The organism is Ignisphaera cupida, from assembly GCF_030186535.1.
Lineage (GTDB): Archaea > Thermoproteota > Thermoprotei_A > Sulfolobales > Ignisphaeraceae > Ignisphaera > Ignisphaera cupida.
In genome coordinates, this window is record NZ_JASNVW010000002.1 from 80,388 (window position 1) to 97,932 (window position 17,545).

The 17,545-nt window shown below is 35.6% G+C and carries 20 protein-coding genes; 14 read left to right on the top strand and 6 right to left on the bottom strand.

The features are described from left to right. Positions 1–7: 7 nt before the first annotated feature. The 4 genes from QPL79_RS03885 to QPL79_RS03900 all read right to left on the bottom strand — a co-directional run bounded on the left by QPL79_RS03885 (position 8) and on the right by QPL79_RS03900 (position 4,617). The gene (locus QPL79_RS03885; RefSeq protein WP_285273479.1) at positions 8–1,012 is read right to left on the bottom strand and encodes an ABC transporter ATP-binding protein; all 1,005 of its coding nucleotides are present in this window, start codon (positions 1,010–1,012) and stop codon (positions 8–10) included. 2 nt (positions 1,013–1,014) lie between these two features. Next, positions 1,015–1,851 carry an ABC transporter permease gene (locus QPL79_RS03890; protein ID WP_285273480.1) on the bottom strand — a complete coding sequence of 279 codons (837 nt, stop codon included), beginning with the start codon at positions 1,849–1,851 and terminating at the stop codon, positions 1,015–1,017. 16 nt (positions 1,852–1,867) lie between these two features. Next, positions 1,868–2,875, bottom strand: coding sequence for an ABC transporter permease (locus QPL79_RS03895; RefSeq protein WP_285273481.1), 1,008 nt, complete (start codon positions 2,873–2,875; stop codon positions 1,868–1,870). A 545-nt stretch (positions 2,876–3,420) separates the two neighbouring features. Further along, positions 3,421–4,617: an FprA family A-type flavoprotein gene (locus QPL79_RS03900; RefSeq protein ID WP_285273482.1), complete on the bottom strand. Its 1,197-nt coding sequence runs from the start codon at positions 4,615–4,617 to the stop codon at positions 3,421–3,423. 318 nt (positions 4,618–4,935) lie between these two features. Between QPL79_RS03900 and QPL79_RS03905 the strand changes: the two genes are divergently transcribed. Continuing rightward, a complete protein-coding gene (locus QPL79_RS03905; RefSeq protein WP_285273483.1) occupies positions 4,936–6,432 on the top strand; it encodes a sodium:solute symporter family protein in 1,497 nt (498 codons plus the stop codon). Between the two features lie 64 nt (positions 6,433–6,496). Here QPL79_RS03905 and QPL79_RS03910 read toward each other — a convergent pair whose 3' ends face one another. Next, positions 6,497–7,450: a GNAT family N-acetyltransferase gene (locus QPL79_RS03910; RefSeq protein ID WP_285273484.1), complete on the bottom strand. Its 954-nt coding sequence runs from the start codon at positions 7,448–7,450 to the stop codon at positions 6,497–6,499. Between the two features lie 632 nt (positions 7,451–8,082). Between QPL79_RS03910 and QPL79_RS03915 the strand changes: the two genes are divergently transcribed. The 13 genes from QPL79_RS03915 to QPL79_RS03975 are packed head-to-tail and all read left to right on the top strand — an operon-like array spanning position 8,083 to position 16,209. Continuing rightward, entirely contained in the window at positions 8,083–8,523 is a 441-nt protein-coding gene (locus QPL79_RS03915; RefSeq protein WP_285273485.1) for an NADH-quinone oxidoreductase subunit B family protein, read from the top strand. 16 nt (positions 8,524–8,539) lie between these two features. After that, on the top strand, positions 8,540–8,959 hold the full coding sequence (locus QPL79_RS03920) for an NADH-quinone oxidoreductase subunit C (RefSeq protein WP_285273486.1): 420 nt from the start codon (positions 8,540–8,542) through the stop codon (positions 8,957–8,959). A gap of 4 nt (positions 8,960–8,963) precedes the next feature. After that, positions 8,964–10,169 carry a hydrogenase large subunit gene (locus tag QPL79_RS03925; protein WP_285273487.1) on the top strand — a complete coding sequence of 402 codons (1,206 nt, stop codon included), beginning with the start codon at positions 8,964–8,966 and terminating at the stop codon, positions 10,167–10,169. Next, positions 10,166–10,549 carry a 4Fe-4S binding protein gene (locus QPL79_RS03930; RefSeq protein WP_285273488.1) on the top strand — a complete coding sequence of 128 codons (384 nt, stop codon included), beginning with the start codon at positions 10,166–10,168 and terminating at the stop codon, positions 10,547–10,549. The genes QPL79_RS03925 and QPL79_RS03930 overlap by 4 nt, the downstream gene beginning before the upstream one ends. After that, positions 10,549–10,833, top strand: a complete 285-nt coding sequence (locus QPL79_RS03935; RefSeq protein WP_285273489.1) for a monovalent cation/H+ antiporter complex subunit F — start codon at positions 10,549–10,551, stop codon at positions 10,831–10,833. Before QPL79_RS03930 ends, QPL79_RS03935 begins: the two co-directional genes overlap by 1 nt. 2 nt (positions 10,834–10,835) lie before the next feature. Then, positions 10,836–11,219 (top strand): monovalent cation/H(+) antiporter subunit G, encoded by a 384-nt coding sequence (gene mnhG / locus QPL79_RS03940; protein ID WP_285273490.1) that lies wholly within the window; start codon positions 10,836–10,838, stop codon positions 11,217–11,219. Beyond that, positions 11,216–11,476, top strand: coding sequence for a Na(+)/H(+) antiporter subunit B (locus QPL79_RS03945; RefSeq protein ID WP_285273491.1), 261 nt, complete (start codon positions 11,216–11,218; stop codon positions 11,474–11,476). The genes mnhG and QPL79_RS03945 overlap by 4 nt, the downstream gene beginning before the upstream one ends. A gap of 2 nt (positions 11,477–11,478) precedes the next feature. Next, the gene (locus QPL79_RS03950; protein ID WP_285273492.1) at positions 11,479–12,300 is read left to right on the top strand and encodes an MnhB domain-containing protein; all 822 of its coding nucleotides are present in this window, start codon (positions 11,479–11,481) and stop codon (positions 12,298–12,300) included. After that, entirely contained in the window at positions 12,300–12,695 is a 396-nt protein-coding gene (locus QPL79_RS03955) for a sodium:proton antiporter (protein WP_285273493.1), read from the top strand. Before QPL79_RS03950 ends, QPL79_RS03955 begins: the two co-directional genes overlap by 1 nt. Positions 12,696–12,700: 5 nt before the next feature. Next, entirely contained in the window at positions 12,701–13,207 is a 507-nt protein-coding gene (locus QPL79_RS03960; RefSeq protein ID WP_285273494.1) for a Na+/H+ antiporter subunit E, read from the top strand. Between the two features lie 9 nt (positions 13,208–13,216). Then, positions 13,217–14,821 (top strand): proton-conducting transporter transmembrane domain-containing protein, encoded by a 1,605-nt coding sequence (locus QPL79_RS03965; protein WP_285273495.1) that lies wholly within the window; start codon positions 13,217–13,219, stop codon positions 14,819–14,821. 12 nt (positions 14,822–14,833) lie between these two features. Then, the gene (locus QPL79_RS03970; protein ID WP_285273496.1) at positions 14,834–15,193 is read left to right on the top strand and encodes a hypothetical protein; all 360 of its coding nucleotides are present in this window, start codon (positions 14,834–14,836) and stop codon (positions 15,191–15,193) included. 11 nt (positions 15,194–15,204) lie between these two features. Continuing rightward, positions 15,205–16,209, top strand: a complete 1,005-nt coding sequence (locus tag QPL79_RS03975; protein WP_285273497.1) for a complex I subunit 1 family protein — start codon at positions 15,205–15,207, stop codon at positions 16,207–16,209. A 164-nt stretch (positions 16,210–16,373) separates the two neighbouring features. Here the strand turns inward: QPL79_RS03975 and nagA are convergent, their stop codons facing one another. Further along, positions 16,374–17,540 (bottom strand): N-acetylglucosamine-6-phosphate deacetylase, encoded by a 1,167-nt coding sequence (gene nagA, locus QPL79_RS03980; RefSeq protein WP_285273498.1) that lies wholly within the window; start codon positions 17,538–17,540, stop codon positions 16,374–16,376. Between the last annotated feature and the right edge of the window lie 5 nt (positions 17,541–17,545).

Genomic DNA, 17,545 nt, shown 5'->3' on the forward strand with positions numbered 1-17,545 from the left:
TTTTTAATCACCTTTTTGCATATAGCCAGCATGTAACAAAACGATTCTTGCTAATTTCAATTATTGGAGGCTCTTCCTTTCTACAAATATCCATTGCAAATGGACATCTTGGATGAAACTTACAACCAGATGGAGGATTCCTCAAATCTGGTGGTGAACCAGGTATTCCTCTTTTAAGACCTTTATCTCCTCTAACTATTAAGGAACTCATAAGCATTTTAGTATATGGATGTAAAGGTTCTTGAAATACCTCTTCACTTTTGCCATACTCTACAATAGATCCTGCATACATTATTGCAATGGCTGTATCCATATATGCATGAACTCCCATATCATGTGATATTATAACAATAGAGCTTTTCTTACTATTTTGATATTCTCTTAAAAATGTTAAGATATTTAATTGTGTAACAACATCTACAGCTGTTGTAGGCTCGTCAGCAATGATTATTCTAGGATTTAACATCATTGCTAGTGTTATTACAACTCGTTGACGCATACCACCAGACAATTGATGGGGATAGGCGTTTAATACATCAGTTGGTAGTCCAACAAAATCAAATAAATCCCTTACGTACTTAGTAACCTCGTCTTTGCTTATCTCTATTCCATGAAACTTAAAAGTCTCAATTATTGTATCACGTATTCTCTTCATCGGATTTAGAACATTCATAGAGTTCTGTGGTATATAACTTATTTCTCTCCACCAAATCCTCTTAGCTAAATCCTCTTTATCCAATTTAGTTATATCTACTATTCTTCCTTCTGAAGTGTGTAAATATATGCTTCCTCTTCTTAAGACAAGTGGAGGATCTACAGCTCCATAAAGTATTTTAGCTAATGTAGATTTGCCACAACCAGACTCTCCAGCTATGCCCAAAATCTCATTGTAATTGAGATTTAATGATACGTTTCTTACTGCATGAACAAATCTCAACTCTTTTTCGCTTGACCCTATAACATAACCTCCATCCAAGTTAACTGCTCTTAGAACAAAATCTTGAGAGGTCATAATTAGGCAACACCTCCATAGAATATATGCTCATCTATTTTAATGCCGATAATGTATAAAGTTACTACAACGATTACTAGGAATATTGTTGGTATTGTATACCACCACCAAAGACCTAATAAAAATGATTGATAACGCAAAGCCCAATAAAGTGTTGTACCTATAGTTGGAACCTCCATTTTCATTGCTCCAAACATTGCTACTGTAGTCTCCATACCTATTGCCCAGAGCACTAAATTCACAAAGTTCACCAGTAAGTATCTAAGTGTGTAAGGTATGAAGTCCTTGAGCACAATAGTGTATTTTGGAGCTCCTGTTAAGTATGATGTGTATATAAATGTTCTCTCCTTTAAACTTATTAGAAGTGATACTAATGCTCTCGAGGGCCAAGCCCATCCAAATATAGATAAAATGAGACCTATCATAGGCAGTGTTATAATGTCACGCCATGCAAATACTAATGTGATTAACGCTGGAAGAGGTGGGAGACTACTCATTATATCTATAAACGTTAGTATTATGCTTATACCTCGTCTTATTAGAGCGGTAGTTGATGCTAAAACTATGGTGATTAGTATAGATACAGAAGCTGTTACAAAACCTATTGTAAGTGAATTTAGTAATGCAGCAGGTATAACATCAAATAGGTTTTGACCTGTTAATGTTGTGCCAAATGGGTATTGCAAAGATGGTGGAAGACCTTGTGGAACTTGATACCATCTACCTGGATTAGTTTTTACAAAATATCTCAGATGTATAATGCTGAATAATACAATGAACAAAAATACTGCAAGCGCAACTATAAATACTTTATCTCTGATTAATTCTCTGTAGCCCATATTTAATCACCATTCTTCACTGTCCAGGGTATCTTATCCTCGGATCTATCAATGGATATATTAAATCAAGTATAAAAGTGGCTATTGCAACACCTACAATTGATAGATATGTTATTCCCAACATTAAATTGTAATCAGCATTTATTACAGATACCACAAGCAATATTCCTATTCCAGGATAGGAAAACAAGTATTCTACAAGAGCATTACCTGTGAACATCATTCCTAAACTTAGTAGCAAGTATGTGAATTGTGGTGCTAATGAATTTCTGAATACATATTGGAATATGGTTCTGCTTGGAGCACCTCTAAGCCTAGCAAATTGTATGAAGTCTTCGTTCTTTAACTTTATAGCTAGGTTATGCATGGATAAGAAGTTGCCCATCCACCCCCAAAGAATTAGCGCACCCAATGGAGCTATGGATCGCTGTAATGCCATTATCATAATCTGATACCACGAAGCCCCTACGAATGTACCAGTAGCTATAGAACCTTTTAATACAAGTACATATAGTATTAAATATGCTGTAGCAAGTATTGCAAAAGGAATTGGGTTTAAACCTAGAGCTATAACTTCAAGAGTTCTTGCAAGTTTTCTTCTCTTTGTTAAAGCTGTTAAAGCACCTAAAATATTTCCAATAAGCCATGTTGTTATTGATGCTAAGAGGAGTAGAAGTATTGTCCAAGGCAAGGCATTCATAATTATTGATATTGCAGGTGTGGGGAAATATGCAAATGAAGGCCCTAAATTCCCTGTTAAATAGTTGCGTATAAATCTAAAATATTGCTCTATAGGAGATCCCGATAAACCAAATATCTCATACAATGTGTTTCTCATAGTAGCTATTTCTTCTGGGCGCATACTCATAGCATATGATAATAAGCGTGATACTAGTATATCAGCAGGATTAAAAGGCATAGCTCTCGATATAATAAATACTATTGTTAGTCCAATCCAAATTGTTACAAACATCCTAATAACACGAATTATTATGTATTTTGCTAAAGGATGCAGAGACTTCACCTAACACTTTTCACTGTTCATATGCACGATAGAGTAATGAGATTCAGCAAAATAAATCTTTATGGTTTTCATAAAAACATTTTTCCTAAATTTTCATACCAAAATGCTATCAAAAAATCACAATCTATCCATTTGCAGAATCCCAACATTAAGATATATGTGGTAAACATAATTGATGTCTCTACAGAGGTATGTACTGGATATACACATTCTTGAAAATTGTAGAATTCCTCTCATTTCATTATAGATTAGTTGTAATAACATTTTATCATGTCTCAAAGCATGTATTGCTTGAAAAATATTTGGAAAAAGCTCTAGGAGACTGTTAATATAGTAATTGATAATAAAGTGTTGGAATATATCACTTTGGAATAGCTCCTAAATAATTGTTGATGCTTCTACAATATACTAATAAATGTAAAGAAAAGGAATTAGTTAGAAGAGTTGTGATTCCAGAAATTTGTGTGAATATAACAATCCTAATATGCTGAAGTTAGTTTTATCAACAATTTAACATTTATTTAATTGCTTACCTACATACCACATTAATTGCTAAATAGTCTTTTCAATGCTAACTTTACTTGTTCACGATCTATTTGATTGCCTTTGAATTCTATTATGTCTACAACTTTAAACTTAGATAGTAGCTCCTTTAACTTTTTGCCTGCTACAGAACCCCATCCATAGGATGCTAAGATGAGTATTTTCTTGTTTTCAGGTATTTTTGCATTAATAAGATTTGCTATGTGTTTCATTAAGTGGAAAATGTCTGCATCATATGTTGATGTGGCTAGAACTATGTTTTCAGAGTCTAGCACATCACCAATTATATCGCTTTCCGCATCTCTATGAGTATCTGTGAATCCATATATTCTGTACTTTGCTTCAATATTTTTAATTTCTTCTTCAACAATTTTCACAGCTTTTTCAACAAATCTATACATGGAGGTGTAGACTATTGTGGTTTTGTTCTTTACAAACTGCTTTGAGCTCCAAAATTTGTATAACTCTAGAATTGGTTTCAAATCTCTGTATAATGGTCCATGACCAGTTGCAACAATTCTTATATCAAGATTCTGGTTTTGAAGTTTAGCTAAGTTCTTTTGAACCCAGTCTATGTACTTGCCAATTATGTTAGCAAAATACTTTTTTGAATACCATTTGAACAAGTTTTTCTCTTTCTCATCCATATCATCAAAAAACACTTTTGATGGTATTCCATAAGAACCGAAAACATCGCATGAAAACAGCATTTTCTCTTCCTGCAGGTAACTAACTATGGTATCTGGCCAGTGAAGCCATGGAACATGAATAAATTTCAGAGTGTATCCACTAAAAGTAATATTTTCATTATCTGATACAGCTTTAAACTTTGTATTTAAGCCGTAGAAAGAGTTCAAAAGATCTTTAACCATTGGATGACCAACAACAATTGCATCTACAATTGAAAGCAGGTTTTTAAGTGATCCACTATGGTCAGGCTCTGTATGGTGCACAACAACATATTTAATGTCTTTTAAATCAACATGCTGCTTCAATGTTTCAATAAATAATTCTCCATATGTATGCTTCCACCCATCAAAAACTATGGCACCTTCTGGAAGCGTGGCAATATAAGCATTGTATGTCACACCCTCTGGTATGTACCACAAACCCTCAAAATACTTTGTTTCATCATCACAAAGCCTAAGCATTAAAACATTTTTAGTTATTCTAGATACCTCAACCTTTGGTATGGGCAATCACCAAAAATTTTAGCCTGTTAAGCAAAATAATAAAAGCTTTTTAGTGACAACACCCTTAATGCTAAATGAAATTAGTAGTGCGCTAAGCAAAATCAGATTCATAACAAGTTGCAATACTATTGCTTGTGTTTTTCTCATTTATCACAAAAACTTTTAATGCGTGTCATTGCAACACTTCATTCTTTAGCTGGTGTCCAATATTGTGGAGATAGATCCAATGATAACACTGGGATATGTAGTATCAATACTAGCACTAGTTATTGGGGTTTTGGTAGGGGTATATAAAGAGGTTAGGAATAGAGGTGAATGATTATTGTGGTGCAGCAAACGGTTTTTGACATTGATGCAGCAATTATCTTTGTAGTAATAGCCACATCAATAGTAATTGGTTTTATAGGCTATAGAGCAAATAAGACAGTATCGCAATTTCTGTTTGCAAATAAGGCGCTGGGTTCATGGCTATTAGCATTTTCGATAATGTCAACATACTATAGTGCAGCGTCGTTTCTTGGTGGTGGTGGAGCTACATACTTGTATAATCTAGGGTTTGGTGCATGGCTAACAGCATGGCATGTTATAGGAGTTCTAATTCTATGGTTTGTTGTAGCAAGCAAGTTATTTGATTACGTGTCAAAAACTAATGTGTTAAGCATTCCAGAACTAATTGAGCATAGATATAAAAGCTTTGGAGCTAGGGTTATAGCATCATCGATAATAATATTGTTGTTCACGCTATATCTTGTGAGTGTATATAAAAGTGGAGCTATTGTCATTGCAAAACAGTTTAGTATAGACTTCTCAATAGCTCTACTGATACTTGTAATCCCGGTTTTGATATACATTGTTGTTGGGGGTATGAGAGCTGCAGCAATAAACAATCTATTCCTGGGAACATTGATGCTTGTAGCCGCTGCATTAACATTTTACTACATAATGTCATATGTTGGAGGACCAATGGAGGGCTTGAAGAAGCTATCCAACACTACTATACTCGGCAAATATCCAGGTGACTTGTGGCTTAGAATAGATGGTATGGGACCACCACAAGCAATGAAAGAAAATGCTGTTCCGCAACTTATTATGAGTATAGCATTCTCTATTGGAATGGCTCAAGTGGCTTTGCCAAATCTTTTACTGCAATTCTATGCAGCTAGAGATAAAAAAGCTATATCTAGAGGAAGAATAATTGGTCCTGTACTAGTTGCTTTATATGCCATGCTCATGTTTTCATTAGGTGCTTTTGCACATTTAATAATAGACAATAAGCTTTCGAAGGAACAGGTTACTGCATTGATGAAGGATGTGGACTGGGTAATACCAACAACAATTTCTATGATAGTAGAGCCCGGGTTGAGGGGAATCATAATAGCAGGCCCCATAGCAGCATCAATGACAACAATAGCACTTACAGTTTTAACAATTGCAAATACCGTTGTAAGAGACTTTATACAGCCATTTAAAAACATAGAAAAAGAGTCAACGCTTGTTCTAACAGCAAAAATAGCTTCAATTATGTTCTCACTCATACCAATACCGCTGGCGCTAACTCAAAACCAGCTAATAATAGATTTAGTTTCAGCATCATTTGGAACAATATTTGCATGTTTTATAGGTCCAGTAACAATAGGTTTATACTGGAAAAAAGCATCTAGAGAAGCTGCAATTGCTTCTATGCTTATAGGAGCTGTAACTGGTGTTACATGGTATATGCTTATATATAGAAAATACACATGGATACACTCAACAATACCAGCAACAATATTAGCAATTCTAACCTTTACAATACTAAGTATTACAACAAAGCAAAAATGACTATAAAAATCAACTAATTTTGTTTTTTATTTTATTTTTATTTTTAAATACACAGCAAAATAAATTAAAGCATTTTAGTCATTATGTAATAATGCTTTACTCTTTCAATGCCAGGTACCTGAGCATAGAAAAATAAATGCGAAGTCCAAGGTATTACAGCATGTCTAAATCCCATTTCCTTTAAATCATTCAATGCTTTAAAGAGAAGAACAGTGCCAACTCCAAGTCTTCTTTTACTTGGATCAACACCTATTGGTCCAAACTCGTTTTTCCCCATTCTAAGATATACTGAAAATCCTATTAGTTCATTTTCTTGTTCAGCTATCCATATAGATGGTGGTTTATTTCTAAACGCATATAGAGACTCTAAGCGCCAAAACGGAGAATCAAAAGTCTTTCCAACCCAGTGACTAACCCTCTCAGCCTCATTCTCAACACCTCTTCTAAACTTGACACCCTCAGAAACAAGCTTACTCTCTAATTTTCTAACCCTCTTTAAGTAAACGAATTGCGCCAGATTTACCTCATAATTAACTGTTTCTTCTTTCTTTGAGTATCCCCTAGACTCAAAAAATTCTAAATAGTTTTCGTAAAGAGTATTTATTCCAGGCATGAAATAATAAGGTGCATAGGCATAGAGAACAACATACTTCTTACCACGGCCCTTACTCATTAACTCAAACTCTAATAAAAGCTTATCCAAAACACCTCTCCACTCATCACTAGATAAATCTGGGTCTACAACAAGCTCTTTAATCCATATAACATCTCTATATTTCTCAACAACCTCACTAGGCTCTTTAGCAATTTCAACACCAGCCAAAAAACCTCTAACATTACCAAAATCATCAAATATGAAAAGGGTTAGCTCTTCATCAAAATTGGCATCATCTACAATAAAGGACTTGAATATGCCGCAATCAACATTATCAAAAGGAAAAGCCTTGTTATGAAATCTACATACATAATCTAAAAGCTTTTCATCTCTAACATCCCTATAAAGAGCTACTTTAAACATAACATTTCACCTAGATCCAATGAAAATACAAAAAGCAAAGCAATAATATGCATTTCGCTTTAGAAAGCAGCAATGCTAAAGCAAATCAATAAGAATTTTGGTACTCTATTAAGGTAAAAATAAATTTACGTCCTTCTCTCAACCTTTTTGTTAATTACACCTTCCTCAAGAATTTAATAAATGTTAACCCTAAGTTAAAGTAGCGATTAGTATATGATGATGAAGAGCGCTTGAAACTCAAACTAATAAGAACTAAGAACTAACAAAGTACTTTAAAATAAAGATTCCCATCCCTAGAATTGGAAGGAGGTTAAAACAGTCAAATCCTTCTGATTTGAAGATTAGCCTTTGTTAAAGAGCCTTTACACAAATCTTGCCTTTATTTGTGTCTTACATGTACTTAAGATTTGTAAGTCCAAGATTTCGTGTAATTAATTGTGTTTTTGGCATTATCTTATTTAGATAACTTGGATAAGAATTGAATTAAAATATGTGTTCAGTTCTTCACATTACAATATTATTGCATACTAACTAGTAAAGAGCATATGTATTGAGAATATAATGTTAGAAGAAAAGCTTTTATTCCCCTCCATAGCAAACAGACTTAGCTAAAATTGTTGAGGTTTCAAAAATTGGAGAGTATCAAGCTTATTAGGTACTCTCCGTGGCTTGTTCATTTCAATACTGGTGCTTGTAATGGTTGTGATATAGAGGTTCTCGCAGCTATAACCCCTCTATATGATCCTGAGAGATATGGAGTCAGACTTGCTCCTTCTATTAGACATGGAGATATTCTTGTTGTTACAGGTGTTGTTACCAAGAAGTCTGCGGAAAGGTTGAAGAGATTATATGAGCAAATGCCTGGTGTTAAATATGTTGTTGCTGTAGGTTCATGTGCATATGATGGAGGTGTTTTTAAGGGTAGTTATAGTGTTGTTGGTGGTGCAAACAAGGTTGTTCCTGTTCATGCTTATGTGCCTGGCTGTCCCCCGAGGCCTGATGAGATTCTTAGAGCACTTCTTCTACTTTTGCAAAGAGAAAAGCAAGAGGTGTTAGAAGCTGGCGGCAAGTAGAGGTGTGGATGATGTATTGAAGCAATATATGGTTAGAAAAGAGTTTATGAAGCCAAATAGAGATGTGTACGTAGTTAACGCAAAGAACATTAGAGATGTTATGAAGGCTTTGAAAGAATCTTATAGTGGGGGTATATACTTAGCAACAATAGCTGCTGTAGATAAGGTGAAGGAAAATGTTTTTGAGCTAAACTACTTTATTCACATAGTTTACCTAAGCAAAACAATTGTTATAAAAACAACTGTACCTAGAGATAACCCAAGAATAGACACAGTCATAGACATATTTCCAGGGGCTTACGAGGCTGAAGCAGAAGCCTATGATCTAATGGGTATAGAATTTGTAGGTAATAAATACTTGAAGAGACCATTCTTTGCACCAGTTGATGTAGTTGCTCAAAATATTTACCCACTAAGAAAAGATGCTCCGGTGTAGAAAAATGGCGGAGCGTGAAGCCACAACAGTAATTAAAATTCCAATAACACTTGACATACCCATAGGGCCTCAGCACCCAGCTATACATGAACCTGTTATGCTTAAGATCTATGCCGATGGTGAGGAGGTTGTTCATGCTGAGGTCAACACGGGTTATAATCATAGAGGAATAGAAAAGCTTATGGAGAAAAACTCCTTCTACAAGGATAAATTCATATCTTCAAGAGTATGTGGAATATGCAATGCTGTTCACGAGAATTGTTATACAAGAGCTGTTGAGTACTTAGCTGGGCTAGAGCCATCGCCACGAGCAAAATACATAAGGGTTTTGGCTATGGAGCTTGAGAGGATACACAGTCACATGCTAATTAATGCTATTATGGCTGAGGTAATAGGCTTTGACACTTTATTCATGTATATAATGAGGGATAGAGAACTTGTTATGAAGGCAAAGGAGATTCTAACAGGTAATAGAGTTGAAGCAGAAATACACATGTTTGGTGGTGTTAGAAGAGACATAGATGATGTTAAGAAGGATAAAATAATGGATATTCTAAAGAAGTTAGAACCCAGATTAAAATACTATAGAAAGCTATTTGAGGAGGATCCAACAATTAATAGTAGATTAGCTGAGATTGGAATACTAAAACCCGAAACAGTATTGGGATATTCTCTTCTCGGCCCCATTCTAAGGGGTAGTGGCATCAAGAGCGATGTTAGAGCTGAGGATAAATATGATGCTTATGGAGAAATACCATGGACTGTAATAACAAGACCTGAAGGAGATTCTCTTGCTAGAATGCTTGTGAGATGGGATGAGGCGTTAGAGTCTCTTGAGATTTGCAAATACATTCTTGAGCATCTTCCCCAAGGCCCTGCTGTTGTTGATGAAAGAAAACTTCCTAGAGTATTTCCACCTGGAGAGTCTTATGCTAGGGTTGAGGCTCCTAGAGGAGAACTTGTTTACTACATAAATAGTGTTGGTGGTGCAAACCCCTATAGAGTGAAGATAAGAACACCATCAGCAGTAAACATAATTAATAGTGCTTTTAGCTATGTTGGTCACAGTATTGCTGATGTGCCGGTAATACTTGTTAGCTATGATCCATGCATATCATGTATGGAAAGAGCTATTGTTTTAGATTTGAAGAATAATGTTGAAAAAAGAGTTCCGTTGAAATACATAGCCCAGAAGAAGGTGAGGCTATGAGCATAATAAAGGAGGTAATCAAAAACTTTTTCTCAAAACCATCAACAATTGAATATCCACGTAAAGCAGAAATACCTGTTGAAAAAGATTTTCGTGGAGAATTCTATGCAGATTTGAAGAAATGCACAGGTTGCACATTATGTGCATTGGAGTGCCCTGCTAGAGCTATTGAAATGAAGAAGTTGCCTGAGAATATAAAACTTAAGCATAACCCCCGAGGTCTATACCCTGTTGTTAACTACATGACATGTGTATACTGCTATCGCTGTGTAAGGGTATGCCCAGTAGATGCATTTATAACCACACCCAATTACAAACTATCATCAGTAAAAGAAGTTTACTCTGAAGAAAAAACTTTAAAAACATTGGGGATGGGGTAATGGATCTTGAAACCCATGTTACAACAGTTCTCTCTGCAGCTATTCCCATATTCACAGTATCAATAATTCTTTACTCAATAAGATTCTTCAAAGGGCCAACAATTCCAGATATGGTAATATCAGTTGATGCAATATCATATGCAATGGCTGTTTTTCTAACTGTTTTAGCTGTAATCTTTAAATCTCCTATACTCATACCATGTGCAATAGTTTTGATGCTATGGGCTTATGCTTTGGATATTTATGTAGCTAAATATCTTGAAGCAAAAGAGTATGGTGATTAGCTATGATAGATATGAATTGGGTACTTGTAATAATTGGGGAGACAATGGTGATTTGGGGTGCGATATGTAATTTAATAGCTTCAATAGGTCTTTTAAGATTCCCAAACTTTTATGTAAGGCTACATGCACTCACTGTGGGAACAATTTGGGGAGCTTTTGTGCCCTTGATAGGTGTAGGTCTAATTGCTGCAGGTTCTGAATTCCTTGGAGATTACAGATGGTTTATGGCTGGAGCAGCATTTGTAACAGCAACTCTACTTCTATTTCTTGCTCCAGTAGGTTCTCACGCAATTGCTAGAGCCGCGCACAAGTCTAAGGCAGCTATTGTGTATCCAAAGGTTGTTGATAAACTTGAGGAAGATAGAGAGAAGGGTGAGATAAGATGATAACACTAGAAGTCTACTATTTATTAATGGCTGTAGCCACTGTCTTATCTACAGTAGCAACGTATTTTGCTGTAATAGAAAGGGATTTAGTCAAGGCAGCTATATTCTCAGCTCTTCAAAGCAGTTTCTATGCATTGATTTTCTATTTATTGATGGCTCCAGACATATTTCTAACCTATGTCCCTGTGTCTGTGGGTCTATATACAGCTCTGGTTCTTATCTTAATAAAGAAGACTGAAAGGTATGAAGGTGAATAAAAATGAAGAGTAGAATGCATGCAGCAATACTTGCAACAATAATAATTATAGTTGTGGTTTTAGCTATGGCATTTGCCTTAAAAGGTATAGCACTATATATTCCTCCACGTAATGTGCGTACACTAGCAGAAATATTCCTCAACACAACCTTCAATCAATGGGTAAACATAAGCGCCATGGCACCTGAAGCTGTAACAGCTATTGTTTGGGATTATAGAGGTCTCGACACACTATTTGAAACATCAGTTATGTTTATAGCTATATTGGGTGCCTTAACTCTTAGCAGAGGAGTTGGTGAGAAACTATTTACTAATGGAGCATCTGAAGCAGGAGGGCTTTCAGTAATAGTAAAGACTATAACAAGAATAATTCTGGTTATGACGTCAGCTGTTGGAGCATCTATAGCACTTCATGGGCATTTAACCCCTGGAGGAGGCTTCCAGGGAGGAGCAACATTAGCTGTAGCACCAATGATACTCATAGTCACTTTTTCTGTTTACTTCCTAACTAAGAGAATAACAATAAACAAGGCTGTGATACTTAGAACTGCAGGACTAAGCGTAATAGCATTAGCAAGCTTCATTGTGCTCATAGTGGCTTTACTTCAAGGTAGTGTAGCTTATATATTTCAAAATCAGGTAAAGATGTTTTCACCATATAGTATACCTTCATATATGGGAGATTCTCTTGTTCTTGGAGGAACGCTTCTGCTCTTTAATGCGTCTGAAACTTTTGCAGTATTCTTTGGCTTCATTGTTTTATTAATTTTGATAACACTTCCTGAGGATCAATTTAGGAAAGTTGTGTTGGAGAGTGAGGAGTAATGGAGATAATACATGTGCTTTTCAACATAACTGTCCTTGCTCTAATTGTAAACACAGGGTTATCTCTATATGGAGTATTTGCAAGACCCAGTTTAGTGAAGAAGATAATAGCTCTCTCAATATTTAGTGACACCATTAATCTAATAGTTGTCTTAATTGGTTTTAGACATGCTGAGCCTAATCCAGTGCCACCTATACTTATATCTGTGCCTCCAACAAAGGAGGATATAATAACTTTTATGCAGAAAGCCGTAGACCCTGTACCACAAGCATTAGTGCTAACGGCAATAGTTATAGGCCTTGCTGTAACGTTGTATCTAATGTTCTTAACAATTCAAATTTATAGAATCTATGGAACAACAGATGTGAGGAAAATAGCAAAGCTTAAGGGGTGAGAGCAATGGGTAGACTTGCAAGAACCATACCTGCAATCATGTTAGCATTCATAACATATATTGTTTTCTCAGGATCAACATCTATATATGATTTAGTAACAGGTACAATAATCTCTATAATTGTTGGGGTTATAACATCAAATATTTTGCTTGAAAATCCGTCGAAAATAATTGATGTAAGAAGATGGTTTTGGCTCATAGTCTATGCTTTGCACTATTTCTTCATAGACGAGGTTAAAGCTCATATGGATGTAATTAAAAGAATTCTTCATCCAAAAATGCCTATAAATCCTGGCATAGTCAAGGTGCCTATAAAGGTTAAAACTGATTATACATTAACAGCTGTTGCAAACTCTATAACTAATACCCCTGGTACAGTTGTTGTTGAAGTAGATAGGGAAAAGGGTTACTTCTATATACATTGGATAGATGTAGCAACAGTGGAACCTGAGGAGGCTAGAGCTCAAATATCTGAAGTTTTTGAAAAATTTGCGAAACATGTTTTTGAATAGGTGATGAACATGAGTATGCCTCCAAATCCGCTCTATGGATTAATTCCACCACTACTAATATCACTTGCATTTATAACGCCTTTGTTAGGCATGATCGTTAAAGACAAAAGATTTTTACAGTTGTATGCATGTAGTATAGCAGTAGTAACATTTTTATTGTCAATTGTTATACTTGGTGATATATTTGCTAAAAATGTTGTTGTTTACCCATTTGGTGGGTGGCCACCTCCAGTAGGTATAGCTTACGAAATAGATAAGCTAAATGCATTCCTAGCCTTTATAGCTTCAGCAATAATTTTAGCATCTGTTATATCATCAACAGCATATCTCAATAGGTATAAAGCCTCAACAATATCCTATCTCTATACAGCTATAATAGGTTTTGCAACAGGTGTTTTAGGGGCCTTGTATACAGGGGATATATTCAATTTGTTTGTAATGATGGAGGTGCTGTGCATATCACTATATGTCATGGTCTCGTTCCATAGAACTAAAGCTGAAGCCATTGAAGCTTCAATAAAGTATTCGCTTGTAAGTATAGTTGCCTTGGTCTTCTATTTTCTCTCCACAGTACTAATATATTCAGCATACCAAACACTGACTATGGCTGATTTAGCTATTAAATCAACACTCAACACAAATTTGGCAACTCTTAGTGGAGGATATTTTGGTGACATACATGTTGTTACAGCCATAGCTATGGCATTAATAATTTGGGTATTCACACTAGAATCAGCTTTGTTCCCAAATCACTTTTGGTTACCTGACGCAATTAGCGAAGCACCAACACCTATATCAGCAATGATTCCTGTAGCAGAAGCTGTTGCAACATATGTTATCATACGTTATCTCTTCACAATCTTTGGTCCCAACACCATTCTAAGTATGAACAATGTTAGAAATGTGATGCTGTACCTACTTCTGATATTAGGCATTATAGCATCTATTGTGGGAAGCATTATGATGGCTCTTCAAAGAGATGCTAAAAGACTTCTAGGATACAGCTCAATAAGTCACATAGGCTTTATATACACAGCCATAGGTTTAGCAGCCTTTGCATCATCTCCAGAAGCTGTAGAGCTACCTCTGACAGCTGCAATATTTCACATGGTGAACTATGTAATTTCAAGTTCCCTTCTATTCCTTGCCGTTGGAGCTATTGAAATAAGTGCTGGTAGTCGTATTATTGATGAGATTACGGGATTAGGTAAATATGCTAAAGTAGCTAGTATCAGCATAGTTTTAGGTGTTTTCAATTTACTTGGGCTACCACCTCTGGGTGGTTTCTTCAGCAAATTGATGATATATCAAGCAGCGCTTACCTCTAATCAACCACTAATATTCATATTAGTTGTTATTGCAACAGCTATAAGTGTCATGGGATATGCAAAACTATTGTTGATACCCTTTGGTATTAGCAGAAAAGAAGTTAAGATTAGAGAAAGTCTAGGTTTCTCCATTCCAAGCATAGCTTTAGCTATTTCAATTATTCTTCTAGGTTTGCTACTACCTATAGGGCTAATGGATCTACTCAAAAATGTTGCTCAGGCAGCTTATGCAAATAGTCAATACATAGCCGAGTTTATTAAATATATGAAAAGTCTTTGGCCATGAGGTGGGCTTAACATGGCTATTCAAACACTTGTATTAGATCCAATAACTTTAACGCTAGTACTTTCAGGGGTAATGACATTGGCAATAGTAATTATCTATGTAATTGCTGCTGTTCTGAGGAGAGGGAGGATATCGGTAGAGGGTGATGAGATGTATATAGGTGGTGAAAGTGAGGAAGTGCTTAGAAATAAAGTACCAAGTGTTTTAGCTCTTTACTGGGGCATTTTGAGTAGAGCATGGAGAAGAAGTGTAAAGTATCTGAGGGATAGTATACACACAGGTGTGTTAAATGATTGGTATGGGTATATGGGTATGTGGCTAAGCTTATTGCTAATAGTTGCAATAGTGGCGATACTAATCTATGTAAAGTAAAGGTGATGTAAATGGATATAGCAATAACCATACTCAATACACTTGTTGCAACCATTATATTTCCAGGTCTTATCTTCATAACAGCCTTAGGACTATTTAGTGAATGGTTTTATAGAAAAGCTGTTGCAAGAATGCAAAATAGAATGGGACCAGCTTATACAGGTCCCTTTGGAATTTTGCAGCCCTTAGCCGATATGCTCAAACTCTTTCTAGCTAAGGAGGTTAAGAAACAGAGATACTCATCGATACTCCTTGCTGAATTAGGATTAGTTATAGCCATTGCAAGTATTGTGGCATCGCTATTCATGCTACCTCTATCACCTATAAGGTTTTCAGCACCATACGATATAATCGTATTAATGTATCTCTATGGTGTTTGGCACTTCATAGGCCTAGTTATAGCAGCGCTAGCATATCCAAATCCATTTGTTGTTGCAGGATTATCAAGATTAATAGCATTAACAGTTGTTATAGAGCCTTCAATATTCGCATCTCTGCTAGTTCCAGCAATACTTGTTTCATCATCTTGTCAACAACCGTTTTCGATAATCTGTATAGCTACAAACTCATGGAGTGCATGGTTTAAATCCCCCCTGGCATTTGTAGCTATGGCCTTAGCTCTAGCTTCACTAATTGTATCACTACTCGCAAAGCTGTGGCTAAAACCATTTGACATACCAGAAGCAGAACAAGAGCTTATAGCAGGACACATAACAGAATTCTCAGGAGGTTTGCTAGCACTATACAATCTCTCTCATGACATCAAATTTGCGTTTGCAGCAATACTAATAACGTATCTTTTCCTAGGAGGTCCATATCCATATAGTCATCTAAGCATAGAGGGTATGGTATTATTAATAGTTAAGTACTTAGCAGCTCTATATGTATTAACACTAATCAGAGCATCTTTTGGTCGAAGAAGAATAGAGCAAGGAATATCCTTAGTTATGAAGTATAGCTTAATCCCTTCAATAATAGCCATAGTATTAAGCATAACAGCTGTTATAATAACATAAAACAAACAGTGTTTAACAGCTTTTTAACAAATACAAGTATTGCTGTTCTTCACACTTTTGCTCAAATCCAATATATGTAACATTCTATATTAAGGAGATTAACACCTTCAAACAATTCTTTGCAATAACACTGGTAACACTTCAATAATGAATTCACAATTAAATTATTTCTCATACACAAACACTCCATTAACCATAGTTTTGACAACTCTATAATTCTCATCTAGAACAACTAAATCTGCACGATAACCCTGTTTTAAATCGCCTATCATTAGATTTTCCATGTTCACACTCTTAATAGGAGTTAGACTAGCCATTTTAGCTATGCTGCTTAGAGAATATCCAAGCTTAGCTATATTTGCCACAGCTTTTTCCATAGTTAAAGTACTGCCAGCCAAAGAACCCGATTCTAGTTTACATATACCTCCCTGAACCACAACCTTTAGCCCACCAAGCTCGTAAACACCATCTGGCATATCTGTAGCAGCTATGGAATCTGTTATTAAGACTACTCTATCTGGCGATGCATAGTCTATCACCATTTTTACAACTGCTGGATGCAAATGAATGAAATCTGCTATAACCTCTAGATAAACTTTAGGTGACTGGAGAAGAGCCATGGAAATTCCAGGATCTCTATGATGAAATCTTTTCATGCCATTAAATAAATGAGTTGCCTTGGTAACACCCATTTCCACAGCCTTCAAACCATCCTCATAAGACGCATTTGTGTGACCAGCACTTACAACAATTCCAACAGCTTTTGCATACTCTATAACTTCATTTGCTCCTCCAACTTCTGGAGCTATTGTTATTTGCTTTAAAACACCTTTGCAATTCTCATACAGATTTTTGAATTCCTTAAGATTTGGGAAACGTATGTATGCAGTATTTTGTGCACCAGCAGCTTCAGGATTTATATAGGGCCCCTCAAAATGAATTCCCAGTATTCTTGCCCCATACTCGCTTCTCCAATAGCTCATAGCCTCTTCAACAGTTTTGCATACATTCAATAATGTATCCAACGGAGCTGAAACAGTTGTTGCCAAAAAACCTGTTACACCATGCTCTGCATAGTATTTGGACATGGTAAGAATGTCATATGGACTTTTACATGTTGTTACATCAAAACTTTTTATCCCATGAGTGTGAGTGTCTATAAATCCTGGCATAACAATGAGGTTATCCAAATCTATTTGAGATCCAAATCCAATTGATGGACTTCCAACACCTATTTCAGTTATTAAACCATTTTTAATGACTACATAACCATTTTCAATAACATCACTTGTGCTAACAATTTTTACACGTTTTAAAACAGTTTCATTCAAAACAA